Source organism: Streptomyces sp. NPDC052012, from assembly GCF_040689265.1.
Taxonomy (GTDB): domain Bacteria; phylum Actinomycetota; class Actinomycetes; order Streptomycetales; family Streptomycetaceae; genus Streptomyces.
The window spans coordinates 747,245-772,022 of the sequence record NZ_JBFAXA010000001.1; the positions used below are offsets into that span (position 1 = coordinate 747,245).

The 24,778-nt window shown below is 71.8% G+C and carries 24 protein-coding genes; 13 read left to right on the forward strand and 11 right to left on the reverse strand.

Annotated elements, in window-relative coordinates; genetic code table 11:
* The first annotated feature begins 153 nt into the window (after positions 1 to 153).
* A complete protein-coding gene (locus tag AB0412_RS03400) occupies positions 154 to 339 on the forward strand; it encodes a hypothetical protein (RefSeq protein ID WP_260829667.1) in 186 nt (61 codons plus the stop codon).
* Between the two features lie 45 nt (positions 340 to 384).
* On the opposite strand, the gene AB0412_RS03405 is transcribed toward AB0412_RS03400, so the two are convergent.
* The 3 genes from AB0412_RS03405 to AB0412_RS03415 all read right to left on the reverse strand — a co-directional run bounded on the left by AB0412_RS03405 (position 385) and on the right by AB0412_RS03415 (position 4,104).
* The gene (locus AB0412_RS03405) at positions 385 to 2,301 is read right to left on the reverse strand and encodes an ABC transporter ATP-binding protein (RefSeq protein ID WP_366400742.1); all 1,917 of its coding nucleotides are present in this window, start codon (positions 2,299 to 2,301) and stop codon (positions 385 to 387) included.
* A 703-nt stretch (positions 2,302 to 3,004) separates the two neighbouring features.
* On the reverse strand, positions 3,005 to 3,445 hold the full coding sequence (locus AB0412_RS03410) for a hypothetical protein (protein ID WP_366400743.1): 441 nt from the start codon (positions 3,443 to 3,445) through the stop codon (positions 3,005 to 3,007).
* The gene (locus AB0412_RS03415; RefSeq protein ID WP_366400744.1) at positions 3,442 to 4,104 is read right to left on the reverse strand and encodes an ATP-binding protein; all 663 of its coding nucleotides are present in this window, start codon (positions 4,102 to 4,104) and stop codon (positions 3,442 to 3,444) included. The genes AB0412_RS03410 and AB0412_RS03415 overlap by 4 nt, the downstream gene beginning before the upstream one ends.
* A 218-nt stretch (positions 4,105 to 4,322) precedes the next feature.
* Between AB0412_RS03415 and AB0412_RS03420 the strand changes: the two genes are divergently transcribed.
* The 3 genes from AB0412_RS03420 (at position 4,323) to AB0412_RS03430 (ending at position 6,372) form a co-directional block, all read left to right on the forward strand.
* Positions 4,323 to 5,183, forward strand: a complete 861-nt coding sequence (locus tag AB0412_RS03420; protein WP_366400745.1) for a helix-turn-helix transcriptional regulator — start codon at positions 4,323 to 4,325, stop codon at positions 5,181 to 5,183.
* Positions 5,184 to 5,459 (forward strand): DUF397 domain-containing protein, encoded by a 276-nt coding sequence (locus tag AB0412_RS03425; protein WP_366400746.1) that lies wholly within the window; start codon positions 5,184 to 5,186, stop codon positions 5,457 to 5,459.
* A gap of 109 nt (positions 5,460 to 5,568) precedes the next feature.
* Positions 5,569 to 6,372: an SAM-dependent methyltransferase gene (locus tag AB0412_RS03430; protein WP_366400747.1), complete on the forward strand. Its 804-nt coding sequence runs from the start codon at positions 5,569 to 5,571 to the stop codon at positions 6,370 to 6,372.
* A 311-nt stretch (positions 6,373 to 6,683) separates the two neighbouring features.
* On the opposite strand, the gene AB0412_RS03435 is transcribed toward AB0412_RS03430, so the two are convergent.
* From AB0412_RS03435 to AB0412_RS03445, 3 genes are all read right to left on the reverse strand, one after another.
* Entirely contained in the window at positions 6,684 to 8,174 is a 1,491-nt protein-coding gene (locus tag AB0412_RS03435) for a glutamate synthase subunit beta (protein WP_366400748.1), read from the reverse strand.
* A gap of 127 nt (positions 8,175 to 8,301) precedes the next feature.
* A complete protein-coding gene (locus tag AB0412_RS03440) occupies positions 8,302 to 8,781 on the reverse strand; it encodes an anthrone oxygenase family protein (RefSeq protein ID WP_366400749.1) in 480 nt (159 codons plus the stop codon).
* 180 nt (positions 8,782 to 8,961) lie between these two features.
* Complete coding sequence (locus AB0412_RS03445) at positions 8,962 to 9,660, reverse strand: DUF2293 domain-containing protein (RefSeq protein ID WP_366400750.1); 699 nt, start codon at positions 9,658 to 9,660, stop codon at positions 8,962 to 8,964.
* A gap of 112 nt (positions 9,661 to 9,772) precedes the next feature.
* On the opposite strand from AB0412_RS03445, the gene AB0412_RS03450 reads away from it, so the two are divergent.
* Together AB0412_RS03450 and AB0412_RS03455 are read left to right on the forward strand one after the other, a co-directional pair.
* Positions 9,773 to 10,414, forward strand: coding sequence for a uridine kinase (locus AB0412_RS03450; protein ID WP_366400751.1), 642 nt, complete (start codon positions 9,773 to 9,775; stop codon positions 10,412 to 10,414).
* A gap of 188 nt (positions 10,415 to 10,602) precedes the next feature.
* On the forward strand, positions 10,603 to 11,028 hold the full coding sequence (locus AB0412_RS03455; protein WP_366400752.1) for a CBS domain-containing protein: 426 nt from the start codon (positions 10,603 to 10,605) through the stop codon (positions 11,026 to 11,028).
* Positions 11,029 to 11,047: 19 nt separating this feature from the next.
* Here the strand turns inward: AB0412_RS03455 and AB0412_RS03460 are convergent, their stop codons facing one another.
* Complete coding sequence (locus AB0412_RS03460) at positions 11,048 to 12,175, reverse strand: magnesium and cobalt transport protein CorA (protein ID WP_366400753.1); 1,128 nt, start codon at positions 12,173 to 12,175, stop codon at positions 11,048 to 11,050.
* Positions 12,176 to 12,379: 204 nt separating this feature from the next.
* Between AB0412_RS03460 and AB0412_RS03465 the strand changes: the two genes are divergently transcribed.
* Positions 12,380 to 13,192: a methyltransferase domain-containing protein gene (locus AB0412_RS03465; protein ID WP_366400754.1), complete on the forward strand. Its 813-nt coding sequence runs from the start codon at positions 12,380 to 12,382 to the stop codon at positions 13,190 to 13,192.
* A gap of 26 nt (positions 13,193 to 13,218) precedes the next feature.
* On the opposite strand, the gene AB0412_RS03470 is transcribed toward AB0412_RS03465, so the two are convergent.
* Entirely contained in the window at positions 13,219 to 14,133 is a 915-nt protein-coding gene (locus AB0412_RS03470; protein ID WP_366400755.1) for a sugar kinase, read from the reverse strand.
* Positions 14,134 to 14,136: 3 nt separating this feature from the next.
* A complete protein-coding gene (locus AB0412_RS03475; protein ID WP_366400756.1) occupies positions 14,137 to 15,048 on the reverse strand; it encodes a pseudouridine-5'-phosphate glycosidase in 912 nt (303 codons plus the stop codon).
* Positions 15,049 to 15,150: 102 nt separating this feature from the next.
* Here AB0412_RS03475 and AB0412_RS03480 point away from each other — a divergent pair, with 102 nt between their 5' ends.
* Positions 15,151 to 15,579, forward strand: coding sequence for a VOC family protein (locus AB0412_RS03480; protein ID WP_366400757.1), 429 nt, complete (start codon positions 15,151 to 15,153; stop codon positions 15,577 to 15,579).
* A gap of 76 nt (positions 15,580 to 15,655) precedes the next feature.
* Here AB0412_RS03480 and AB0412_RS03485 read toward each other — a convergent pair whose 3' ends face one another.
* Both AB0412_RS03485 and AB0412_RS03490 read right to left on the reverse strand, forming a co-directional pair.
* A complete protein-coding gene (locus AB0412_RS03485; protein WP_366400758.1) occupies positions 15,656 to 16,210 on the reverse strand; it encodes a methylated-DNA--[protein]-cysteine S-methyltransferase in 555 nt (184 codons plus the stop codon).
* 41 nt (positions 16,211 to 16,251) lie between these two features.
* A complete protein-coding gene (locus AB0412_RS03490; RefSeq protein WP_366400759.1) occupies positions 16,252 to 17,127 on the reverse strand; it encodes a glycerophosphodiester phosphodiesterase family protein in 876 nt (291 codons plus the stop codon).
* A gap of 289 nt (positions 17,128 to 17,416) precedes the next feature.
* Here AB0412_RS03490 and AB0412_RS03495 point away from each other — a divergent pair, with 289 nt between their 5' ends.
* The 5 genes from AB0412_RS03495 to AB0412_RS03515 all read left to right on the forward strand — a co-directional run bounded on the left by AB0412_RS03495 (position 17,417) and on the right by AB0412_RS03515 (position 24,744).
* Entirely contained in the window at positions 17,417 to 18,280 is an 864-nt protein-coding gene (locus AB0412_RS03495) for an MHYT domain-containing protein (protein WP_366400760.1), read from the forward strand.
* A gap of 108 nt (positions 18,281 to 18,388) precedes the next feature.
* Entirely contained in the window at positions 18,389 to 20,536 is a 2,148-nt protein-coding gene (gene uvrB, locus AB0412_RS03500; protein WP_366400761.1) for an excinuclease ABC subunit UvrB, read from the forward strand.
* 162 nt (positions 20,537 to 20,698) lie between these two features.
* Complete coding sequence (locus tag AB0412_RS03505; protein ID WP_030820849.1) at positions 20,699 to 21,277, forward strand: TerD family protein; 579 nt, start codon at positions 20,699 to 20,701, stop codon at positions 21,275 to 21,277.
* 154 nt (positions 21,278 to 21,431) lie between these two features.
* Positions 21,432 to 23,441 (forward strand): TerD family protein, encoded by a 2,010-nt coding sequence (locus AB0412_RS03510; RefSeq protein WP_366400762.1) that lies wholly within the window; start codon positions 21,432 to 21,434, stop codon positions 23,439 to 23,441.
* Between the two features lie 301 nt (positions 23,442 to 23,742).
* Entirely contained in the window at positions 23,743 to 24,744 is a 1,002-nt protein-coding gene (locus tag AB0412_RS03515; protein ID WP_366400763.1) for a TerC family protein, read from the forward strand.
* Positions 24,745 to 24,778: the final 34 nt, after the last annotated feature.

A 24,778-nucleotide genomic window follows, 5' to 3' on the forward strand; every position in this document is an offset into this window, starting at 1 on the left:
GGAAGGTGAGTGATTAGGCCGAAAAGCTGAGACGCGGCTCACACTTCGCGGTGAACGAGTGTCAACTACGTCTCAGTACCGTCACTGGACGAGGCGTTCGCCCCATCGTTGGCGTTTAACTCTACGAGTACAGCGCTACATGGAGGTGGCAGGGTGAACGGGCGAACGGTGCTCGAACGCTTTCCCGCAGGTGGGCCGCGTGGGTCCTGGCCGGCGGAGGAGTTCGCGCAGGCGCGACGTCTCGAGGGCCTGCCCGCCGAGGTTGTCATGGACCTCGCGACCGACATGTTCCTGGTGATCGTCCGCAGCGGCGACGGCAGCGGTGATGCGGCGGCGTGACGCGGAGAGGGTGAACGGCAGCAGGGTCGCGCTGCGTGAGCGCGGTCAGCCCTGCTGTGCGGCCGGAGCCTCCGTGGCCGTGGTGAACTGCTCCGCCTGGAGTGCGTACAGCTCCGCGTAGAGGCCGCCCGCGGCGAGCAGCTCGTCCGGGGTGCCCGACTCCACCAGCCTCCCCTGGTCCAGGACGTGCACCAGGTCGGCGTGGCGCACGGACGCCAGCCGGTGCGTGATCAGCACGACCGTCTGGCCACTGCCCGCCAGGGCCCGGATGCGATCGAAGACCTCCAGCTCGGCCCGCGCGTCCAGGGCGGCCGTCGGCTCGTCCACGATCAGGATGTCCCCGCGCCGGTACGCTGCCCGGGCGATGCCCAGGCGCTGCCACTGCCCGCCGGACAGCTCGTGCCCGCCGCTGAACTGGCGGGCCAGCAGGGTGTCCAGTCCCCGCGGCAGATCCGCGACCACCGCCTCGGCACCGGCCTCCGCGACCGCTGCGGCCAGCCGCTCCTCGCTCAGCGTCGCCGAGGGGCGCCCCACGGCGACGTTCACGCGTGCCGTGAACGGCCACCGTTTGAAGTCCTGCGCCACCATCGCGATGCGCTCGGCCAGCCGCTGCCGGTCCACCCGCGCCGCGTCCACGTCGTCCCACAGGATCCGCCCGCGCTCCGGGGTGTACAGCCCCGCGAGCAGTTTGACCAGGGTGGTCTTGCCGGAGCCGTTCTCCCCGACCAGCGCCACGATCCGGCCCAGGGGCACGGTGAGCGAGACATCGTCCAGGGCGGGCCGGGCGGCCTCGCCCGGGTAGCGGAACGTGACGTTCTCGAAGCGGATCTCCCGGGGTTCCTCCGGCAGTGGAACGCCCCCGACCGGGATCGCGCGCTCGGCCGCCTCGACGTAGAGCCGTTGCAGGTCGCCGACGAACAGTGCCTCCTGGTGCAACTGGTTCACCTCCAGGACCAGGGTGTCCAGGCTGGAGGAGCCGGAGCGGATGGCGATCACCGCGGTGCCGGCGACCGACAGGGCCATCGCCCCGGCCAGCAGCAGAGCGCCGAGCGTGGCATACGTCGCGACCGTGGCGAGGCCCGTCCAGGCCGCCGCGATCAGCCCCGTACGGGCCGCCAGCCGGGCGAGCCGGGCCTGCTCCGCCTCGGCGGTCTCCGACATCGTCCGGAAGTGGCGCAGCAGGAAGGGGCCGACCCCATGCACCCGGATCTCCGGCGCCGCCTCCGGTTCGGTGAGCAGGCTGCTGATCAGCTGACCGGCGCGGACGTGCTGCACCCAGGTGTGGAAGGAGGCGTAGCGGCGGCGCGCGATGGTCAGCGAGCTCCAGGCGCTCGGCAGGGTCATGGTCACCAGGAGCGGCAGCAGGAGCGGGTGCAGGACCGTGAGGACGCCGGCCGCGGCGATCAGCGAGATCATCGCGTTGATCACGCGCGTGCCGTACATGATCATCCGGCGCGCCGACATGGCCCCGTACTGCGCGGTGTCCAGCAGCTTGTGGAAGGCGTGGTCCTCGATCGCGGCGAGCTCCACCGCCGCCGCGCGTTCGAGATACAGCTCGGTGGCGACGCGCTCGACCTTGGGCTCCAGGCGTCCGGTGGCGTATGTGCCGGCCGCCCGCAGGAGGGCGGCGACCAGCGTGACGGCGGCGACGGTGACGAGGGCGGGTACGGCGCCGCGCAGCCGCTCCTCGATGGGGCCGTCGCTCAGCAGCCGGCCCAGGGCGCTGTTGACCGCGAGCAGACTCACCGCCTGCGCCAGGCCGCGCCCGATCTCGGCGGCCAGCACCGTCCGCGCGGCCCGGGCGTCGGCCTGCAGGGCCAGCCGGAGGCTGGAGGCGAGCATCCCGGGCAGCCGTCCGACCATGGCGCGGAAGTCCAGCTCCAGCAGCGCGCCCTGGTGCTGGCTCCATCCCGTGTCGTACCGCAGAGCCCCGCCGAAGAGCAGCCGCTCGGACTCGGACACGGGAGGCTCCCCGGCCCCGTCGCGTGCGGTGCGCCGCAGCTTCCGGCGAGGGCGTGGGGGAGAGGCGGTGCCCGACTCGCCCGTGGGCGTCCTGTCCCGGCCTTCGTCACCGACGGCGTCCCGGTCCGTCTCTGGGCCGTCGCCCGGCCTTCGCGCACCGCTCGGCCCCGGAACCGACCGTTCTGGCTCCTGCGTGCCTGCCATCGTGCCCCCCCGGCGTCCCTCGCGGAACGGTCACTATCGCGGCGTGGGCTTCGGACGGGCAGGGCGCGGAACGGAGCGCGAGAGGCGCGCGGGCGCACGACCGTGCGTACGGGCAGGGCTGGACCGGCCGCGCCTGTGCCGCAGGGCGCTGCCGTGCGGCGCCGGTCTGCGCGGGGCCGGCCGCCAGCAGTCGGCGGGTGCTGGGGAACATCGTGGCCGGGCGGGCGCCGAGCGCCAGGGTGCGATCCGGCGCGCGTCGGCGAACACCGTCACCCGGCAGGCGACGAGCGCCCGGGGCACGGTCCGCCGCGCGCCGGGGCTGTGTGCTGACCCTTTCGGGGTCCGGGACTCCGCGCTGATCTCGCCGGGGCCGCCGGGGCTGTGTGCTGACCCTTTCGGGGTCCGGGACTCCGCGCTGATCTCGCCGGGGCCGCCGGGGCTGTGTGCTGACCCCTTCGGGGCCCAGGACGACGCCCTGACCTCTCCGGGGCCGCCAGGACTACGCGCTGACCCTCCGGGACCACGTCGGGGCGGTGCCCGTCAGGCGGCACAGGGCGAGGTAGAGGGGGATCGGCGGCGTGTAGGGGAGGGTGCCGTCGGGGCGGTGGATGAGGCCCGGGACGGCGGGGGCGTCCGGGAGAACCGCGCCCGTGGCGTAGTGGGCGGGGGCCGGCCACTCCATCGCGTAGTCGGAGTCCGACGGGACCAGCCACCACCAGTGCGCCTCATCGGCGTAGACGCACCCCACGCGGGGCAGCCGGGGCAGGACCAGCGGGCCGAAGCGGGCGGGCACCGCCACCGCGTCGCAGCCCATGGGGGTCGTCATCCCGTCGGGGACGGGCAGGCGTCGGGGCGGGCCGGCACGGTGCGGCTCGACGGCGCGCAGTCCGCGCTGGAGGCGGACCAGCGTGTTCAGGCTCAGTACCCGAGCGCCCGTCACGCGCTCCCCCCTTCCCGCCGCCCCTGATGAGGCGGTGTGCGCAAGGTCCCGGTCTCACGGCGGAGCCCCTCGGGCTCGTCGTCGTCCTCCGAACCGCCCGCCGGGGAGGGCTTCGGGCGGGCGCCCCAGCCCAGGTCGTTGCGAGGCTCGGCGGGGTCGCGCGGACCGTCGCCCTTGCGCGGAAGCTCGGCCCAGACCAGCAGTCCGGGCCCGTGCTCGTGCGCGCCCCAGGCGTGACACAGGGCGTCGACGAGCAGCAGCCCTCTGCCGTGTTCGTCGTCCGGCTCCGACCGCTCGTTCGCCTGCGGCCGGCCGGGCGCGCAGCCCTCGTCCTGCACGGCTATGCGCACACGGTCGTCGCCGTCGTGCAGCTCGCAGACTATGTGGCTGCTCGCCGTGTGCACGATGGCGTTGGTGACCAGTTCGGAGACGACCAGGGCCGCGGTGTCGCAGGTGTCCTCGCACACCGACCAGCCGGTCAGCCGGGCCCTCGTCAGACGTCTGGCCTGGGCGGGAGAACCCGGATGCGCGGCCAGCTCGAAACGGAACCGTCGCTCGGCGGCGGCCCCCGCGGGGCCGGCTCCCGAGGCGGCGCCGAGACCGAAGGGGCCCGCGGCGGCGTCTGTTCCTAAGGGCACGGACGGAATCACGCTTGCCACTATCGCCCCGCCGAGAACACTTGGCAAGTATCACTCTGAAAAATGCAGAGTGCTGTGTGACGGTCTGGACGGGCGTGGCACACTGCTCGCAACAGCACCTCGCGCGGCGCCAGTTGAGATCACCGGATGCCTGTTTTCCTGAACAGGTGTTCGAGAGGGTGGTCTCGCGTGGCGCCGCCGGGCTGTAGGGATTCCTTTCGTGGAGGTGGAGGTGGAGCGTGAGCGAACCGCGGTCCGCGCCGACGGTCGGGCAGGTCGTCCTCGGCCGGCGCCTGCTGGACCTGCGGGAACGCGCCGGGCTCAAGCGTGAGGAGGCGGCCCGCATTCTGCGGGTCGCCCCCGCCACCGTCCGCCGTATGGAGATGGCCGAGGTCGCCCTCAAGATCCCGTACCTCCAGCTCCTGCTGAAGGCGTACGGCGTCTCCGACGAGGAGGCCGACGCCTTCGTCCAGCTGGCGGAGGAGGCCAATCGGCCCGGATGGTGGCAGCGCTTCCACGACATCCTGCCCGGCTGGTTCTCGATGTACGTCAGCCTGGAGGGCGCTGCCTCCCTCATCCGCAGCTACGAGCCCCATTTCGTGCCCGGGCTGCTGCAGACCGAGGAGTACGCACGCGGAGTGCTGCGCTCGGGCGCCATCGGCCAGACGCAGCCCGAGGACATCGAGCGGCACGTCGCCCTGCGCATGCAACGGCAGGAACTGCTCACCCGTGAGGACGCGCCCCGACTGTGGGTCGTGATGGACGAGACCGTCCTGCGCCGCCCGATCGGCGGCCCGGAGGTGATGCGCGCGCAGATCGACAAACTGCTCGAGGCCGCGAAGCTGCCCAACGTCACCCTGCAGGTCGCCCCGTTCGCCGGCGGGCCGCACCCGGGCACGTACGGGCCCTTCGTGCTCTTCCGATTCGCCATGCCCGAACTCCCGGACATGGTCTACAGCGAGTACCTGACCGGCGCCGTCTATCTGGACGCGCGCGCCGAGGTGGCGACCTACCTCGAGGTCATGGACCGCATGGCGGCGCAGGCCGCTACGGCACATCGCACGAAGGAGATCCTCAGGGATCTCCGCAAGGAGCTGTGAATGGAACGCATCAAACCCCGCCCCCAGCCGCGGATCCGCGCCGAGCGGATCTACAACGGCATGCCCGCGCGCGAGCTGGGCAGCGAGGGCTGGCACAAGCCGTGGAGCGGCGGCAACGGCGGCAACTGCCTGGAGGCGATGAAGCTCGCCGACGGCCGGGTCGCCGTACGGCAGTCCACCGACCCGGACGGGCCGGCGCTCATCTACACCTCCGACGAGATAACGGCGTTCATCGAGGGAGCGAAGGCGGGGGAGGCGGATTTCCTGGTCTCCTGAGGACAGCTGACTGTCCTGTCTTCATTTCTGCTTGCTTCCTGTTCGTCCACTCTTCCTCATGCGGCACTGAATTGATCATTAACAGTTGCAGAGAGTTATGGAGTCCTTCATGACCGGGCAGCACCCCGCCGAGATCGACACCAGCAGGCCGCACCCCGCGCGCATGTACGACTGGTACCTCGGCGGCAAGGACAACTACCCGGTCGACGAGGCCATGGGCCGCCAGATGCTGGCCCTCGATCCCCGGGTCCCGGTGATGGCACGGGTGAACCGCGCGTTCATGCACCGGACCACGCGCTGGCTGACCGGCCAGGGCATACGCCAGTTCCTCGACGTCGGCACCGGCATCCCCACCGAGCCCAACCTGCACCAGGTCGCGCAGCGGATCGCCCCCGACGCCCGCGTCGTCTACTGCGACAACGACCCCATCGTCCTGGCCCACGCGGCGGCACTGCTGCGCGGCACCGACGAGGGCGCGACCGAGTACCTCCAGGCCGATGCGCGCGACCCGGGCACCATCCTGGAGGGCGCGCGGAAGGTCCTCGACTTCAGCCGGCCGATCGCCCTGTCGCTCATCGCGCTGCTGCACTTCGTCCCCGACGAGGACGGCGCGCACGAGCTGGTCGGGCGGCTGCTGGCCGAGCTGCCCTCCGGCAGCCACCTGGTGATCACCCACGCGACGGCCGACTTCACCCCAGAGGAGTCGCAGGCGGCCACCGAGAGGCTCAAGGCCGCCGGGGTCACCCTGGCGCTGCGCTCCCGCGAGGAGTTCGGCCGCTTCTTCACCGGGCTCGAACTGATCGACCCCGGCATCGAGGTCCCCCACCGCTGGCGGCCGGAACTCGGCGACCCGGTACCGGGCCAGGACGACGGTGTGATCCCGGGGTACGGGGCGGTGGGCCGCAAGCCGTGACCCTCACCGCGCCCCGCTGACCGGGCGGTGGGGCCCAGCCCTGAGTTCCGGCACCGCCCACCCCCGACGGCGGCCCGCCCACGTACTGCGGCGGGCCGCCGTCGGCATGGGGGGGCGCCGTCGGAAATGGCTCGTGGGGCGCCGTCGGCATGGAAGGCCGCGGTCGGCATGGAGGCGCGGTCGGCATGGAGGCGCGGTCGGCATGGAGGCGCGGTCGGCATTGGGGGGCCGCCGTTGGCATGAAGGGCCGCCGTCGGCACGGGAGGCGCCCGGCGGGCCCCAAGGGTGTGCCTCACCGGCTGCCGTGGTGCTCAGGCTCTCATCGGGCGGTCGTACGGGCCGATGGGGGCAGGGAGGCGGCTCGTACCGCCGGTCAGATGGCGGTCGACGGCCGCCGCCACCGCCCGGCCCTCGGCGATCGCCCACACGATCAGCGACTGTCCGCGGGCCGCGTCCCCGGCGGCGAACACGCCCGGCGCGTTCGTCGCGAAGTCCGCGTCCCGGGCGATCGTCCCGCGCGGATCCAGTTCCAGGCCCAGCTGGGCGATCAGCCCGTCGCCCTGGTCGGGCCCGGAGAAGCCGAGGGCCAGCAGGACGAGATCGGCCGGCAGGGCCCGTTCGGTGCCCGGCACGGCGCGGCGTTCCGCGTCCACCTCCGCCAGGTGCAGCCATCGCACATGCCCGTCCGCGTCACCGGTGAAGCGCAGCGTGGAGGCCGCGAACAGCCGAGCGTCGGCATCCGCCAGCGGAGCCGTCCGCAGATCACGGGCCTCCTCGTGCGCGGCGGACAGCCGGTAGAGCTTCGGGTAGACCGGCCACGGCTCGTTCTCCTCGTCGCGCTCGGTGCCCGGCCGGGCGTAGATGTCGAGCTGGGTCACGGACGCGGCGCCCTCCCGCACCGCCGTGCCCAGGCAGTCCGCTCCCGTGTCCCCGCCGCCGACGATGACCACGTGCTTGCCGGCCGCGGACAGGGGGGACGTCGGCAGGTCCCCCTCACACACCCGGTTCGCCAGCGGCAGATACTCCATCGCCTGGTGAATGCCGGTCAGCTCCCGCCCCGGCACGGGCAGTTCGCGCCACGCTGTCGCGCCTGTTGCGAGCACCACGGCGTCGTAGCGCGCCCGCAGCTCCGCGGCGCCGATGTCGCGCCCGACCGTCGTGGACGTACGGAACTTCGTCCCCTCGGCCCGCATCTGCTCGATACGCCGCTCCAGATGCCGCTTCTCCATCTTGAACTCGGGGATGCCGTACCGCATCAGCCCGCCGACCCGGTCGTCCCGCTCGTACACGGCGACCGTATGACCGGCCCGCGTCAGCTGCTGGGCCGCGGCCAGGCCGGTGGGCCCGGAGCCGATCACCGCGACCGTCCGCCCGGAGAGCCGGTCCGGCGGCGCCGGCGGCGCGAAGCCCTCCTCCCAGGCCCGGTCGGCGATGGCGCACTCGACGTTCTTGATGGTCACGGCCGGCTGGTTGATGGCGAGCACACAGCCCGCCTCGCAGGGCGCGGGGCACAGCCGGCCCGTGAACTCCGGGAAGTTGTTCGTGGCGTGCAGCCGCTCCGCCGCGGCCCGCCAGTCCTCGCGCGAGACCAGGTCGTTCCACTCGGGGATCAGATTGCCCAGCGGGCAGGCGTCGTGGCAGAACGGAATCCCGCAGTCCATACAGCGGTCGGCCTGCTTGCCGATGATCGGCAGCAGCGCTCCGGGTACGTAGACCTCGTCCCAGTCCCGGACCCGCTCCTCGACGGGCCGACGCGGCCAGTCCTGGCGGGGCGTGGACAGGAAACCCTTGGGATCGGCCATGGCCGTCTTCCTTGCGTGCGCGGGTGACAGGCCGTGCGTCGTCGGGCGGCACTCCTTCCGGCCACGATACGTCCCCTCCCGCGCACGCGCAGAGCGCAGCGACAGCGCTTTCTCCCGAGCCTCCTCGTCAGGTGAGAGCCAGCAGGTAGGCCAGCGCAGCCCCGGCCGAGGCGACCGTGCGGACGTGGTTCCACAGCGTCCACTCGCGCACATAGGCCGGCCAGTACGCGGCGGCCTCCGGCGTGCCCGGCTCGAGCCGCGCCAGCGCGTCGTTGCGCGGCACGTTCGCGGCGATCGTGACCCCGAACGAACCGAACAGATACAGCGCACTGCCCACCAGCAGCTCGGCCGTGCCCTCGTCCGGCCACAACACGAACGTCACCACGGCTATCACCGCGCACAGCACCGCCGAGCCGATGAACACCGCCATGAAGGCCGCCGTCACCGCCGCCACGCTGATCGCCTGCATCGCCCCCACGCCCTGTGCCGGGGGCAGCGCGGCGAGCCCCTTCATCACGAAGGCGGAGAAGGCGCAGAAGGCCCCGGCCACCAGCCCGGTGCCCAGTACGCCCAGCACCGTCAGCACGAAGTACGGTCCGTCGATCACGTCGTCATCTCCCACCCGTCGGCCGATCCCACCTTCGGCAACCTCCGTTCCCCCAAGTCAACTCCCCGTCCCCACGCCGCTCCATGGCCGAGCCCCGCACGCGCATACGCGACCGTCCAGCCGACGCCGGTCCTCATCGCCGAGCGAGCGCTGCCTTGGGCACTCCCGGCTGTGCGGGCCTCACCCCGTGGAGTCGAGGCCGGCTGCCTCCCAGCCCCTCAGGACCGTCTCCACGGCCGCCGCGATCCGGCGGCGGGCCTCGTACCGGGGCACGCCGCTCATCAGGAGGCGGTCGTACGGCGTGTCCAGGTGGCGCACCGATGCCACGACCGCCGAGATCACGGCACCCTCGGACAGGGCCCGTCCCGCCGCGCTCCGGCCCACCCGTCCGCTGCCCCGCACCGAGGCGTGCTCGGCGATGGCCCGGGCCCGCGCCTCGGGGCAGCCGGGATACAGCCGCCGTATCTCCGCCGCGAAGGCCTCCGTGAACCGCACGTCCTCGGCAGCCCGCCGCCGCGCGTCCCGAGCCCGGCGCCGTCGGCGGGCCTCGGCGTCCGCCAGACACCGCTGCTCGGCACGGGCCAGCGCCTCCTCCTCGACCAGCACGCCCTGCCGCTCGTACCGGCCCTTGCGCCGGTTGAACCGCACCACCACCGCCCACAGCGCGCTCTCCTCCCGCGACCTGCGGGTGAGCGCCGTGTCGCCGCGTGGCAGGAAGACCAGATGCCCCAGATCGGCGCAGTCCAGGCAGCGCGGCGCCTCGTTCTCCATGACGAGCAGCGGCAGCGGGCCTCGACGGCATACGGCGCAGTGTCGTCGCGCGAGCGGCTGGTGGACGAGAAGTCCGGCGTGCGGTGGGGGAGTTGTGCGGGGTGCCATGCCTGGTTCCTTCCCGTCGGCAGGGGGTGGCCCCACGTCCCGGACTCCGCGCGGCACTCCCTGGATGCTGACGCCCGGGACGCCGCGCCGCACGCGCTGAGACTGACGCATCATGGGCCCTGTGCGACTCGAGGCGATCACCTGGGACCGGCTCGGCGACCTCCTCGCCGAGCGCTTGCTCCACCTGCCGACGGCCGACGGCGGCCCCTGGCCCCGCGTCGCCTTCGACGGAGCTCCGGCCGCCCGTCCGGGGGACCTTGCCGAACGGGTCGCCGAGGCGCTGCGCATACGAGGTCGCCGCTCTCTCGTCATCGGCACGCAGGGCTTCCTGCGGCCCGCCTCGCTCCGCCTCGAGCACGGCCACCAGGACGTGGAGTCCTACTACGACGGCTGGTACGACACCGGCGCCCTGTGGCGCGAGGTGTTCGGCCCCCTCGAACCCGGCGGGAGCGGCCGCGTCCTGCCCGATCTCCGGGACCCGGCCACCGACCGTGCCACGCGCAGCCCCTACACCCAACTCCCGCCTGGCGGCGTCCTGTTGCTGCACGGACCCCTCCTTCTGCGTCACTGGTTCCCCTTCGATCTCAGCGTCCATGTGCTGCTCTCCCCGGGCGCCCTGCGCCGCCGCACACCCGAGTCGGAGCACTGGACCCTTCCCGCCTTCGAGCGCTACGAGCAGGAATCCGACCCGGCCGGCACGGCCGACGTCCTGGTACGCGCCGACGACCCCCGCCGTCCGGCGTGGCGCGGCTGAGACACCTGCCGGAACTCCGCCCGTGCCGTCACCCTCGTCCTGACGGCGTCCCGCGGACCCGACGGTCCGGATGTGCTGCCGGCTCGCGCTCCGGGTGCCGTCGACGGGTCGCGCGGCGACAATGAGAGGCGTCGGGACTCGCGGCGCGCCCCGCGCCGCGCCGGCCGTCCGGCAAGGGGAGGTACTTCATGACCACCGCCGGAGACATCATGCACCGCGGCGCCCAGTGGATCCCCGCCCACGAGACCCTCGACCGCGCCGCCCAGCTGATGCGCGAACTGAACGTCGGCGCCCTGCCCATCAGCGACGAGAACGAACGTCTGTGCGGCATCCTCACCGACCGCGACATCGTCGTCGGCTGTGTCGCCATGGGCCACGATCCCGCACGGGTCACCGCAGGCGACATGGCCAAGGGCACCCCCCGATGGATCGACGCGGACGCCGATGTCAGCGAGGTCCTGGAGGAGATGCAGACCCACCGGATCCGCCGGCTCCCGGTCGTCCAGAACAAGCGCCTGGTCGGCATGATCAGCGAGGCCGACCTGGTCCGTCATCTGACGGACAACCAGATCGCGACCTGGGCGGAGAGCGTCTACGCCAGGACCACCGGCTGACGCCGGCTCCGCCCCGCTCCTAGAGCCAGCGGCTGCGGCGGAACGCGCGGTACAGCAGCAGGCATGCCACGGATATGACACCGATGACCATGCCGTAGCCGTACCGCCAGCGCAGCTCCGGCATGTGGTCGAAGTTCATGCCGTACACACCGCAGACCATCGTGGGCACCGCCACGATCGCGGCCCAGGCGGTGATCTTGCGCATGTCCGCGTTCTGCGCGACCGTGACCTGCGCGAGGTGTGCCTGCAGGATCGAGTTGAGCAGTTCGTCGAAGGCCGCTATCTGCTCCTTCGCCCGCTGCAGATGGTCCGCCACGTCGCGGAAGTACGCCTGTATCTCCGGGGCGATCACCCGGGCCGGGCGGGTCGCGAGATCCTCGAGCGGCCGGCTCAGCGGCACCACGGCCCGCTTCAGTTCGAGGAGTTCACGCTTGAGCTGGTAGATGCGCCCCGGATCGACCCGGGCTCCCTGCTCCGCGAAGACATCGGTCTCCACATGGTCCATGTCCTGCTGCACGGAGTCGATGACGGTCAGATAGTCGTCCACGACATGGTCCGCGATCGCGTGCAGCACCGCGGACGGCCCCTTGGCGAGCTGCTGGGGGTCGGACTCCAGGTCCTCGCGGACGGGTCCCAGTGAGCCGTGCCGCCCGTGCCGCACGGTGATCACGAAGTCCTCGCCGAGGAACACCATGATCTCGCCCGTGTTCACCACCTCGCTGGTGGCGGTGAGTTCCTCGTGCTCCACGTAGCAGACGGTCTTGAACACCGCGAACAGCGTCTCTCCGTACCGCTCCAGCTTGGGGCGCTGGTGGGCCTCGACCGCGTCCTCCACCGCCAGCGGATGCAGATCGAACAGTTCGGCGATGCCCGCGAACTCCCGGTCCGTCGGCTCGTGCAGCCCCAGCCAGACGAAGCCCTCCCCGCTCTTGCGCACCTCCCGCACGGCGTCCACCAGATCGCCTCGCGCCGTGGTGCGCACACCCTCCTGATACGTCACGCAGTTGACCACCGAGGAGCCGAGCGGGGACCGGGCCGGGTGGCTCAGGTCCACGCGTGGCCGGCGCCGGGCCAGCCGGGCAACCCTGCGCAGGCCGCCGACCCTGCCGAGACTCGTGACCTTCCGCAGATTTCCTGCCATGGACATCCGGCTCTCCTTGCGTGCTTCCCCCGCGAAAGCTCCCGCTTCCCGCGCCTTGGCGAGCCAGTCTGCCAGGACTGCGGGAGATGCGTGCGGGCCTGTGGAAAGGGTTCGTTCCGCTTTGTTCCGGGCTGTGGACGAACGGAGTTCGGTCGAGGTCGAGCCGCGTCAACCCCTTCGAACAAGCCGGACAAATGGGATGATCGCACCATGACGCGAACCGACGGGTATCTGCTCGACCACCGGCAGACCGAGGCGACGGAGCGCCTCGACGCCTTCGCCGCCCTCTTCGACCCCACGACGTTCCGGCATCTCGCTGCGGTCGGCGTCGGCCCCGGCTGGCGCTGCTGGGAGATCGGCGCCGGTGGCCCCTCCGTGGTCTCCTGGCTGGCCAAGAGGGTCGGGCCGACGGGTCGGGTGCTGGCGACCTGCACCGACACCTCCCGGCTCGTCTCCGTGGCCCGGCCGCCCGTGGAGGTGCAGCACCACGACATCGCGATCGAGGAGCCGCCGGCGGACGGCTTCGACCTGGTGCACGCCCGGCTCCCGTTCGTCGGCGCGGCCGACCGTGAGCGGGCCGTGCGGACGATGGTCACCTCCCTGCGCCCCGGCGGCCACCTCCTGGTCGAGGACACCGACCTGGCGCTCCAGCCCCTCCTCTGCCCCGACGAGCACGGCCCCGAGCAACGGCTCGCCAACCGGCTGCGGCACGGTTTCCGCAAGCTCCTCACCGACCAGGGCGCGGATCTCGCCCAGGGGCGCACCCTCCCGCGACTGCTGCGGGCGGCGGGACTCAGCGGCGTCCGGGCCGACGCGTACTTCCCTCTCGCCGCCCCGGCCTGTGCGGCCCTGGAGTCCACCATCCTGCGCCTGGTCCGCGACCAGCTCGTCACCGCGGGTCTGGCCACCGACCAGGACATCGACGAACACCTCGGCAACGTCGCCTCAGGCAGGCTGGACCTGTCCACCGCTCCGCTGATCTCCGCTCGGGGGCGCAAGGCGCAGGGGAACGGTGCCGGCTGACCCCTGGGGCACGGCGGCAGCAGGCGTCAGGTCCGTGCGGGCGGCCGGCCACCCACGTGTTCCACCGCCTGCGCGCCCGCCCTGCACCCTTCCGCCGCCGCCTGTTCCGGGTCCGCACCCGCGAGCAGAGCCGCGAGGAACGCGCCGGTGAAGGCGTCACCGGCGCCCGTGGTGTCCCGGGGAACCGCCGGCACGGCCGGGACACGGGCGCACACCGCACCGGACCGCGCCAGCAGCGCGCCCTGCGCGCCCTGTTTGGCCACCACCAGCGGGACGTACCGGCTCAACCGGGCCGCCGCGTCCGCCGGATCGGACAGCCCTGTGAGCAGGCACGCCTCGTCACGGCTGGGCAGCAGCACGTCCACGCCCTCGACCAGCGCCAGGAAACGCCCGGCACCCAGCTGCGCGAGGAACCCGGCCGACGCCGGGTCCAGGCTCACCGGCACCCCACGTGCTCGTGCCGCTTTCACAGCCAGCGCCACGAACGCACGGCAGGTCTCGGTGAACAGCAGATAGCCCGACAGGTGCAGCCGGGCCACGCCGTCCAGCAGCGTGTCGGACCAGTCCGCGGGTTCGAGCCGCAGGGAGGCCCCGCCGTCGGTGAGGAAGGTCCGCTCGGCCTGCGCCCCCTCGTCGACCAGACAGATCACCGTGCCCGTGGGCGCCTGTTCGTCGATGACAAGTGCCGGGCGCACCCCGCACGCCGTGAGCTCCCGCTCGTGCCACCGCACCGCGTCCGCACCGACCCGCCCGAGCAGCCGTACCTCGGCACCGCCCCGACGCGCCGCCCAGCAGGCCACATTGGCGCCCGCGCCGCCCGGGACCCGCCGGATGGTCGCCGTCGTGTCCGTGCCCGGGGCCAGCGGGCCCCGGTGCCGGGCGACGACATCCGTGATGAGGTCACCGACGACCAGCAGCGCCCCCGTCCGCCCCGGCACCATCCGTCACTCCCCGGTGGTCCAGGCCGCCGCGATCCGTGCCGCCAGCCGCACATTCCCCCGGACCGCCGCGAGGTTGGCCGCGAGGGACGCGCCGTCGGTGTGGCGCACCAGGTGGTCGAGCAGGAACGGAGTGACCGCCTGCCCGGTGATCCCCTCCCGCTCGCACGCGTGCAGCGCCTCGGCGAGCACACGCGCATGCACGTCGGGATCCAGCTGCTCCTCCTCCGCGACAGGGCGGGCCACGACCAGCGCCGCATCAGGCCCGCCGAGCGCGTCCTGCGCCCGCATGGCCTCCGCCACCTGTTCCGGGGCGTCCAGCCGCCAGTCCACGGGATGCCCGGAGTCCGACAGGTAGAAGCCGGGGAAGCGGTCCGTGCCGTACCCGGCGACCGCGACCCCCAGCGTCTCCAGCCGCTGCAACGTCGCCGGCACGTCCAGGATCGACTTCACGCCCGCGCACACCACCGTGATCCGTGTGTGCGCCAGCAGGGTGAGATCGGCCGACTCGTCCTGAGACACCGTCCACTCCCGGTGCACCCCGCCCAGCCCGCCGGTCGCGAACACCCGCACCCCGGCCCGGGCCGCCAGCAGCGCGGTCGCCGAGACCGTGGTGGCCCCACTCGCCCCGCAGGCCATCGCGAGCGGCAGGTCCCGATGGCCCAGCTTGCGGATCCCGTCCTCATTGGCGACCCGCTCCAACTGCTCCTTGTCCAGGCCGATCCACGGGCGCCCGTCCAGCACCGCGATCGTCGCCGGTACGGCGCCCTCCTGCCGTACGGCGGCCTCCAGCTCCAGCGCCACCTGGAGATTGCGCGGCCGTGGCAGCCCGTGGGCGATGATCGTGGACTCCAGGGCCACCACCGGACGGCGCGCGGCGATGGCCTCCCGCACCTCTTCGGACACCATGAGCACCACGTCGTCTGCCTCCTGTCTGTCGCCCTTCCCTCATCTCTGGCGGCCAGGACACCCGGCCAAACCCCTTGCACCGCGTCACGGAGATCACGGAGCCTTGACCACATGACCGACCACACGGCACGTCTCGACCACATCGTCCTCTGGGTCCGTGACCCCGTCGCCGCCGCCGGCTTCTACGAGAAGGCGGTCGGCCTGGAGCCGGTGAGGCTCACCGACTACTCCGTGGGCGAGGCACCCTTCCCCTCGGTGCGCATCAACGAGGAGACGATCCTCGACCTCATGCCGCTGGCCAAGGCGGAGCGCATGACGATGCTCCCCGGGGCCGCCGAGAGCTCCGGCCACCCCGTCAACCACGTCTGCCTGTCCCTGCCGGCCCACGACTTCGACGCACTGCGCAGCCGCCTGGAGGAGCACGCCGTACCGCTGACGGACATCTCCCACGACTCCTTCGGAGCACGCGGCCTGGCCAAGCGGAGCTTCTACTTCCGGGACCCGGACGGCAACGTGTTCGAGGCGCGCCACTACGACTGACGGGTCTCAGCGGTCTTACCGGCTGCGTACACTGATCCGCCGGCCGCCCTGCGCCTGGTCGCGCCGCCCCGAGCCGTCAGAACAGCGGCTCGGGCAGGACCCCTTCGAGCGCCAGCAGCCGCCGCTTGGTCTCCAGCCCGCCCCCGAACCCGCCGATGCCGCCCCCGCTCTCCACGACCCGGTGGCAGGGCACCACCACCGGCAGCGGATTGGCGCCCATCGCCATGCCCACCGCCTGTGCGGCCCCGGGCTGGCCGACCCGCCCGGCCAGGTCGCCGTACCCGACCACCGTGCCGTACGGAACGCCGGAGGCCAGCTCGCGCAGCACCTCCCGGTTGAAGCCCGAGATCAGTGACCAGTCCAGCGGCAGCTCGAAGTCCTTCCGCTCACCCGCGAAGTACGCCTCGACCTGACGTATCGCCTCGGCCAGCAGCGGCGAGCCCGGATCCTCGACGGGCTCGCTGCCCAGCCGGGACGCGAGCCGCTCCAGCGCGCTGTCGCGCACCGCGTCGGTGGCGTGGAAGACGACGTGGACCAGGCCCTCGCGGGTCGCCGCCAGCATCAGGGGGCCGATGGCGGTGCCCACGACAGCCCACACGACCCGCTGCTCGTCCTGCCCATGGCTGTCCATGCGCTCCACCGTACGACCCGCCACTGACAACGCGGCGCCCGTCAGCCTCGCACCGCCTCCCGTACGACGTCGGGCGCGTTGGTGATGATCCCGTCGACCCCGAGCCCCGCGGCCCGCCGAGCGGCCGCCGCGTCGTCCACGGTCCAGGTGAAGACCTCCATGCGCTTGCCGTGCGGGCCCCGGAAGGCGTGCACGGCGGCGACGTAACCGGCGGACAGCGAGCCGTGCGAGGGGTTGATCTGATCGGTGAAGCCCGCGTACCCGGCCAGGTCCGCCACGGGCGGCGTCCCGAGGAAGCCGGTCTTCACCGCCGGCTTGAGCTGGTGGACGGTCCGCACGCTGTCGGCGCTGAAGCTCTGCACGATCAGCCGGCTCCTGGTGTGGCGGCGGTCGAGCCAGCCCTCGTTGCTGAGGACCTTGAGGGTGTCGCGCTCGATACCGGGATACAGCTGGGGATTCTTGATCTCCAGCAGCAGCCTCTGATGATGCTTCTCCACCCGGTCCACGAACTGCTCCAGCGTCGGCACGCGCGCGCCCGCGTACGCGGGACCGAACCAGCTGCCCGCGTCCAGCCGGGCGATCTCGGCGGCGGTGAAGTCCTTCACCTTCCACGGCGCCCGGTCGGGAAAGACCTCCTCGACATCGGTGGTGCGCCGCAGACTGTCGTCGTGCAGCACCACCAGCTCGCCGTCCCTGGTGCGCTGCACGTCGTTCTCCACCCACTCGATGCCCAGGGCGGCCGCCTCGTCGACGGCGGCCAGAGTGTTCTCGGGTGCATACGCCGAAGCGCCTCGGTGAGCGATGACCACGGGATGCGCGCCGCCGCCACCGGCGGCCCGGACGGGGGAGGGGGACAGCAGGAGGGCGGAGATTCCCAGGAGCGCGGTGGTCGAGGCGGCTACAGCGCGCGCGTGCATGCGTACTCCTCGCGTCGTCGGGTGATCCGCTGTCACGGACAGCTCAACTCTGACAGCAGAGGGTCAACGCGAGGCGGGCGCAGGATGGCCACAGATTGAACGGGGTCGCCCAGACTCCGCACACTGGTGCCGCACAAGTGAGGCAAGGGCGTGTTTCTTTGCCGGAAAGTCGTTCGACCATTCCGGTGCGGGTCATACTCTCCTCGTCAACCCCGACCGCCGACGCGGTCCTGGGAGGGTGCTTTCATCGGGAATTCCGGGACGCAAAGGGCGGGAAGGGCAGCCGCGCATGCAGGGCACGGTCGACGGATTCAGCTACGGCCTGGTCACACCGCTGGTGGCCTACCTCATGGCCTGTCTCGGCGGTGCCCTGGGCCTGCGCTGCACCACCCGGTCCATGGCCGTCACCGGCGCCTGGCGTCCCGGCTGGCTCGCGCTGGGCTCGGCCGCCATCGGCTCCGGCATATGGACGATGCACTTCATCGCGATGATGGGCTTCACGGTCGAGGGGACACCGATCCACTACGACCGGTCGATGACCTTCGCGAGCCTGGCCCTCGCCGTCGCCATGGTGGGCGTCGGGATCTTCATCGTCGGCTACCGGGGCGCGTCCGGAGCGGCCCTGTTCACCGGCGGCACCATCACCGGACTGGGCATAGCCTCGATGCACTACCTGGGCATGGCCAGCATGAGCCTCGACGGGGAGCTGAGATACAACACCCTCACCGTCGCCGCGTCCGTGGTCATCGCCATGGCCGCCGCCACCGCCGCCCTGTGGGCTGCCGGGCAGGTCAGGGGCTTCCTCTGGAGCGTGGGCGCGAGCCTCGTCATGGGGCTCGCGGTCACCGGCATGCACTACACGGGCATGGCCGCCCTCCGAGTCCACGTCCACGGCACGGCCGACCCCGCGACCGGCGAGTCCGCCGCCGCCCTGCTCGCTCCCATGATGATCGGCCCGCTGGCCTTCCTGGTCCTCGCCGGCATCGTGGTGATGTTCGACCCGCTGATGGTCATGGGCCGGGCCGCCGTCACGCCGGTCGAGCACAAGCCCGGCATCCCCGCCCACTCCGCGCCCCACTCCGCACCGACCAGGCGCCGGCTGCGCGCCCGCGGCCCCGTGGAACACCGCTCCCGGACCCCGCAGAACCGCTGATCGCAGCCGCGAGAACCGTTGATCAGCACCCCGCGGACCCGCTGATCCGCAGCCGCGAGAACCGCTCACCCACGCCCGTTGTCAGTGGCGGGTCGTACGGTGGAACACATGCGGCCCGTTTCCCAGATCGAACGCACGGTGGCGCCCTTCGAGGTCGTCAGCCCCTACCAGCCGAGCGGTGACCAGCCGGCTGCCATCGCCGACCTCGCCCGGCGTATCCAAGCCGGCGAGAAGGACGTCGTCCTGCTCGGCGCGACCGGCACCGGAAAGTCCGCCACCACCGCGTGGATGATCGAGAAGGTCCAGCGCCCCACGCTCGTGATGGCGCCGAACAAGACCCTGGCCGCCCAGCTGGCCAACGAGTTCCGCGAACTGCTGCCGAACAACGCCGTCGAGTACTTCGTCTCGTACTACGACTACTACCAGCCCGAGGCCTACGTCCCGCAGTCGGACACCTACATCGAGAAGGACTCCTCGATCAACGAGGAGGTCGAGCGGCTGCGCCACTCCGCGACGAACTCCCTGCTCACGCGCCGCGACGTCGTGGTGGTCGCCTCCGTCTCCTGCATCTACGGCCTGGGCACGCCGCAGGAGTACGTCGACCGCATGGTCCCCCTGCGCGTCGGCGACGAGATCGACCGGGACGAGCTGCTGCGCCGCTTCGTCGACATCCAGTACACGCGCAACGACATGGCCTTCACACGCGGCACCTTCCGTGTCCGCGGCGACACCATCGAGATCTTCCCGGTCTACGAGGAGCTCGCCGTCCGCATCGAGATGTTCGGCGACGAGATCGAGGCGCTGTCCACCCTCCACCCGGTCACCGGCGAGATCATCAGCGACGACCAGCAGCTGTACGTCTTCCCGGCCTCCCACTACGTCGCCGGCCCCGAGCGCATGGAGCGCGCGGTCAACGACATCGAGAAGGAGCTGGCCGACCGGCTGGCCGAGCTGGAGAAGCAGGGCAAGCTCCTGGAGGCGCAGCGTCTGCGCATGCGCACCACCTACGACCTCGAGATGCTCCGCCAGATCGGCACCTGCTCCGGCGTCGAGAACTACTCGATGCACTTCGACGGCCGCCTCCCCGGCTCCCCGCCGAACACCCTGCTGGACTACTTCCCGGAGGACTTCCTGCTCGTCATCGACGAGTCGCATGTCACCGTCCCGCAGATCGGCGCGATGTACGAGGGCGACGCCTCCCGTAAGCGCACCCTCGTCGAGCACGGCTTCCGGCTGCCGTCCGCCCTGGACAACCGTCCGCTGAAGTGGGAGGAGTTCCAGGAGCGCATCGGCCAGGCCGTGTACCTGTCGGCCACCCCGGGCCCCTACGAGCTCTCCCGCTCGGACGGCGTCGTCGAGCAGATCATCCGCCCCACCGGCCTCGTCGACCCGGAGGTCGTCGTCAAGCCGACCGAGGGCCAGATCGACGACCTGGTGCACGAGATCCGCACACGCGTCGAGAAGGACGAGCGCGTCCTGGTCACCACACTCACCAAGAAGATGGCCGAGGACCTGACCGACTACTTCCTGGAACTCGGCATCCAGGTGCGCTATCTGCACAGCGACGTCGACACGCTGCGCCGGGTGGAGCTGCTGCGCGAGCTGCGCAGCGGCGAGTACGACGTCCTGGTCGGCATCAACCTGCTGCGTGAGGGCCTCGACCTGCCCGAGGTGTCCCTGGTGGCCATCCTCGACGCCGACAAGGAGGGCTTCCTGCGCTCCGGCACCTCCCTGATCCAGACCATCGGCCGCGCCGCGCGCAATGTCTCCGGCCAGGTCCACATGTACGCGGACAAGATCACCCCGGCGATGGCGAAGGCCATCGACGAGACCAACCGCCGCCGGGAGAAGCAGATCGCCTACAACCGGGCGAACGGCATCGACCCCCAGCCGCTCCGCAAGAAGATCAACGACATCGTCGCGCAGATCGCCCGCGAGGACATCGACACCGAGCAACTGCTCGGCTCGGGCTACCGCAAGGCGAGAAAGGACGGCGGCGGCACCAAGGCGCCCGTGCCCTCCCTGGGCAAGGCCGCCAAGGGCACGAAGGCCGCCAAGAGCGCCAAGGGCAAGGCGGCTGAGACGGTGCCGACCGACCGCCCCGCGGCCGAACTCGCCGAACAGATCGAGGAGCTCACCGCGCGCATGCGGGCAGCCGCAGCGGATCTCCAGTTCGAGATCGCGGCCCGGCTGCGCGACGAGGTCTCCGAGATGAAGAAGGAGCTGCGCCAGATGCAGGAGGCCGGTCTGTCCTGACCGGCGCGTCGGAGGAATCGGCAACCCCGTTCCGCACGGACTGTGTTGCAAGACCGACACAAAGTGCGGACCTGGGTACGTCACTGTCAGTGCCCCTGCGTAGGGTTCTCGTCAACCGCGGCTTCGCGGCAACAGGGGACAGTTCGAGAGGGGAATCAGCGCGTGACCGTCAACATGACCAAGGGTCAGGCCATCAGTCTGCAGAAGAACGACGGCGGCAGCCTGACCGCGGTCCGTATGGGTCTCGGCTGGCAGGCGGCCCCCCGTCGCGGCCTGTTCGGCTCGCGTACCCGGGAGATCGACCTGGACGCCTCGGCCGTTCTGTTCGCGGACAAGCAGCCGGTCGACGTCGTCTTCTTCCGCCACCTGGTGAGCGACGACGGCTCGGTCCGCCACACCGGTGACAACCTCGTCGGCGGTGTCGGCCAGGGCGGCGACGACGAGGCCATCCTCGTCGACCTGTCCCGTGTCCCGGTCCACATCGACCAGATCGTCTTCACCGTGAACTCCTTCACGGGCCAGACGTTCCAGGAGGTGCAGAACGCGTTCTGCCGCCTCGTCGACGAGACCAACGGCCAGGAGCTCGCCCGCTACACGCTGGCCGGCGGCGGCGCCTACACGGCCCAGATCATGGCGAAGGTGCACCGTTCGGGCACCGGCTGGACGATGACGGCCCTCGGCAACCCGGCCAACGGCCGCACCTTCCAGGACCTGATGCCGGCCATCCTGCCGGTCCTCTAGGCACCGGCCCGGCCCTACGGGCACCGATCAGGCCAGGAGAAGGTACTGGTCCGGTCCTGAAGAACCGGCAGGCGAACCGGCCGAGCAGGCGGGCCACCGGCGAGCGGCACACGACACTGCACACGCGACCACGCGACACAGGGGGACGAAGGCGATGACGGCCGAGCTGGTGCGGGGACAGAACCACCCGCTCTCCCAGTCCCGTCTGGAGATCCGGATCTCGGCCGGCACTCCGATCGTGGCCGCGGCCGCGCTCGGGGACGAGGCCGGTCGGATCCACGGGGTGGAGTGGGTGGCCCATCCGGGCGCGCCCACCCAGCCCGGCCTGGAGGTGTCGCGGCAGGCGGCCGCCGACCACCGCCTCGCGGTGGACCTGGACGCCATGACGGACGCGGTCCACCGCGTCAGTGTGCTGCTCGCCCTGCCTGCGCCGGGCGGCGGTCCCGGCCCCGTCCGCTTCGGTTCCGTGGCGGCCCCCTTCGTCGCCGTCACCGGCCTGGACGGCACCGAGGTCGCCAGCTACACCATCACCGGCCTGGAGGCCGAGTCGGCCGTCGTCGCCCTGGAGCTCTACCGGCGGCAGGGCGCGTGGAAGGTGCGCGCCGTCGGCCAGGGATACGCGGGCGGACTGGCCGACCTCTTCACCGACCAGGGTCTGCCCCAGGCCCAGCAGCTCGCGGGCAGCATCCACGAGGCAGTGGCCCGGGGCCTCGCCCGCTCCGTGCAGGCGCCCCCGCCCCGCCCCTCCGACGGCGACCGCTCCCGTCAGGCCGCCGCCCCGGCGCTCGGCCCGGACCAGGGCGGCACCGCGCCCCAGGGCACGCCGGGCCCCGTGTCACCGACGTACGGCGGGCAGCCGGCCGGCATACCCGGCCAGGGTGGCGGCCAGCCGACGTACGGCGGCGCCGGTGCCCCGGAGCCGAACGCGGCCGGTGCCGGCGGTCCGATCGACTACAGCCACCCCTCCCGGCAGACGTCCGCCCCGCCGCCGCCCCCGCCCACCGCGCCCCCGGCCCAGCCCGGGCAGCCCGCACAGCCGGTCGCGGGGGACGCCACCGGCTGGTCCATGGAGGAGCGGCTCTACAACCAGGTCTGGGGCATGTTCGAGGACCTGGCCCGCACCACCGCCGCCTACCGCAGCGCCGTCGACTTCGCCGAGTCGCGCATGGACAAGGAGCTCGAGCAGGTTTTGTCCGACCCGCGCAGCCGGATCGGCGGCCAGGGCGACGCCGCACGCGAGGCCGCCCGCGCCCGGCACGCCCAGCTCGTCGCCCAGGCCCGCGAGGCCCTCGACCGGGACATCGCCCAGCTCGTGGCCGAGGCCGAGGTGGTCGAGCCCGCGCTGCCGCCCGCGTTCGCCCGCTGGGACAACCCCGTCTGGCACGGCTACCGGGTGCCGATGGAGATCCCGATGGCGCTGCGCCTCGGTGACCTGCGTCTGCCGGAGGCCGACCGGGTGCGCATCCCGATGCTGCTCCGGCTGCCGCTGGAGCGCGGCCTGTGGATCGACAGCGGACGCGCCGACTCGATCGACGGGTCGTTCAACGACTCCCACGAGATGCGCCGCCTCGCCATGGACACGGCGGTGGCGCACGCGGCCCGGCTGCTCGCCGTCTATCCGGCGGGCGAGTTCACCGTGCACGTCATCGACCCGGCCGGGTCGGGTGCGCAGTCGCTGGCGCCGCTGACGCAGACCGGTGTGCTGGCGGCCCCGCCCGCCCAGGGCGCGGCGGGCGTGGCGGACGTGCTGGGCAGGCTCACCCAGCGGGTCGACCTGGTGCAGATGGCGCTGCGCGGCGGCGCGGCCGACGCGCTGCCGCCCGGCTTCGACACGTCCCAGCAATTGCTGATCGTCAACGACTTCCCGCACGGCTTCGACGACCGGGCCGTGAACCAGCTGCGCTATCTCGCCGACGAGGGCCCCTCGGTCGGGGTGCATCTGATGATGGTCGCGGACCGCGAGGAGTCTTCCGGCTACGGGCCGCTGCTCGATCCGCTGTGGCGGTCGCTGCTGCGGCTGACGCCGGTCGCCGACGATCACCTGGCGGACCCGTGGGTCGGGCACGCCTGGACGTACGAGCCCCCGCTCGTGCCGGCGGGCAGTCAGGTGCTCCAGCAGGTGCTCACCCAGGTCGCCGCGGCCCGCCGCGCCTGGAACCGCTGACCCGTCCGTGACTCCCCGACCCTCTTTGCCCAAGCGCCCGTAAAGTGGTCCTGACCTGCGACTTTGGACCTTCCTTTACTCTGCTCTTTACCAATCCTTGGCGATTGGGGTATTGTTCTTGGCACGGAGGGGAGTACTCCCTGTCTGTGCGGCGACCCCGTCAATACGGATCAGGCCAGATCCCGGGGCGTCGGCCCGAGGGCCTTGCCCGGCGCTGTCACGCGCCGAAGGCCCGGGTGGAAGAGACCTCCGGCAGCGACGACGCTGACATTTGCCGTGTGACGTATCTGCCGGAGGCGCAGTGGATGTTTCCCTGACCCTGTGGGTCCTGACGATCGTGGGCCTGTGCGCCCTGATCGTGGTCGACTTCTTCATCGGCCGCAAGCCGCATGACGTATCCATCAAGGAAGCGGGGATCTGGACCGGCGTCTGGATCGCCCTGGCCGTGCTCTTCGGGCTCGGCCTGCTGGTCTTCGCCGGAGGCCAGCCCGCCGGCGAGTTCTTCGCCGGCTTCATCACCGAGAAGTCCCTGAGCGTCGACAACCTCTTCGTCTTCGTCCTGATCATGGCGAAGTTCGCGGTGCCGTCGCAGTACCAGCAGCGGGTCCTCCTCGTCGGTGTCCTCATAGCCCTGGTGCTGCGGGCCGTCTTCATCGCCGCGGGCGCCGCGATCATCGCCAGCTTCTCCTGGGTCTTCTACCTCTTCGGCGCCTTCCTGATCTGGACCGCCTGGAAGCTCATCCAGGAGGCCCGGGCCGAGGAGCACGACGAGGAGTACGAGGAGAACAAGCTGCTCAAGGCCGCCGAGCGCCGCTTCGGCGTGGCCGACCGGTACCACGGCACCAAGCTGTGGATCCAGCAGAACGGCAAGAAGGTCATGACCCCGATGCTGGTCGTGATGCTCGCCATCGGCACCACGGACGTGCTGTTCGCGCTGGACTCGATCCCCGCGATCTTCGGCCTCACCCAGGACCCGTACATCGTGTTCACCGCGAACGCCTTCGCCCTGATGGGTCTGCGGCAGCTGTACTTCCTCATCGGCGGTCTGCTGAAGAAGCTGGTCCACCTGTCCTACGGACTGTCGATCATCCTCGGCTTCATCGGCGTGAAGCTGGTGCTGCACGCGCTGCACGAGTCGGGGGTCCACGTCCCCGAGATCAGCATCCCCGTCTCGCTGGGCGTGATCTGCACCGTCCTGATCGTCACCACGATCACCAGCCTCCGCGCCACGCGGAAGCAGGCGGCGGCCGAGGCGGCGCAGGGCGGGGCCGAGAACCCCGACAGGAAGAGCATCGACGTCTGACCCTGACGGACGGGCCCCGCACGACCAGGTGCGG

What these genes read in the sequence shown, in the direction of transcription:
- AB0412_RS03425 (WP_366400746.1), top strand. Translation starts at nt 5,184, where the DNA reads ATGGAACGCATCAAACCCCGCCCCCAGCCGCGGATCCGCGCCGAGCGG.
- AB0412_RS03430 (WP_366400747.1), top strand. Translation starts at nt 5,569, where the DNA reads ATGACCGGGCAGCACCCCGCCGAGATCGACACCAGCAGGCCGCACCCC.
- AB0412_RS03435 (WP_366400748.1), bottom strand. Translation starts at nt 8,174, where the DNA reads ATGGCCGATCCCAAGGGTTTCCTGTCCACGCCCCGCCAGGACTGGCCG.
- AB0412_RS03445 (WP_366400750.1), bottom strand. Translation starts at nt 9,660, where the DNA reads ATGGCACCCCGCACAACTCCCCCACCGCACGCCGGACTTCTCGTCCAC.
- AB0412_RS03450 (WP_366400751.1), top strand. Translation starts at nt 9,773, where the DNA reads ATGGGCCCTGTGCGACTCGAGGCGATCACCTGGGACCGGCTCGGCGAC.
- AB0412_RS03455 (WP_366400752.1), top strand. Translation starts at nt 10,603, where the DNA reads ATGACCACCGCCGGAGACATCATGCACCGCGGCGCCCAGTGGATCCCC.
- AB0412_RS03460 (WP_366400753.1), bottom strand. Translation starts at nt 12,175, where the DNA reads ATGTCCATGGCAGGAAATCTGCGGAAGGTCACGAGTCTCGGCAGGGTC.
- AB0412_RS03465 (WP_366400754.1), top strand. Translation starts at nt 12,380, where the DNA reads ATGACGCGAACCGACGGGTATCTGCTCGACCACCGGCAGACCGAGGCG.
- AB0412_RS03470 (WP_366400755.1), bottom strand. Translation starts at nt 14,133, where the DNA reads ATGGTGCCGGGGCGGACGGGGGCGCTGCTGGTCGTCGGTGACCTCATC.
- AB0412_RS03480 (WP_366400757.1), top strand. Translation starts at nt 15,151, where the DNA reads ATGACCGACCACACGGCACGTCTCGACCACATCGTCCTCTGGGTCCGT.
- AB0412_RS03485 (WP_366400758.1), bottom strand. Translation starts at nt 16,210, where the DNA reads ATGGACAGCCATGGGCAGGACGAGCAGCGGGTCGTGTGGGCTGTCGTG.
- AB0412_RS03490 (WP_366400759.1), bottom strand. Translation starts at nt 17,127, where the DNA reads ATGCACGCGCGCGCTGTAGCCGCCTCGACCACCGCGCTCCTGGGAATC.
- AB0412_RS03495 (WP_366400760.1), top strand. Translation starts at nt 17,417, where the DNA reads ATGCAGGGCACGGTCGACGGATTCAGCTACGGCCTGGTCACACCGCTG.
- uvrB (WP_366400761.1), top strand. Translation starts at nt 18,389, where the DNA reads ATGCGGCCCGTTTCCCAGATCGAACGCACGGTGGCGCCCTTCGAGGTC.
- AB0412_RS03510 (WP_366400762.1), top strand. Translation starts at nt 21,432, where the DNA reads ATGACGGCCGAGCTGGTGCGGGGACAGAACCACCCGCTCTCCCAGTCC.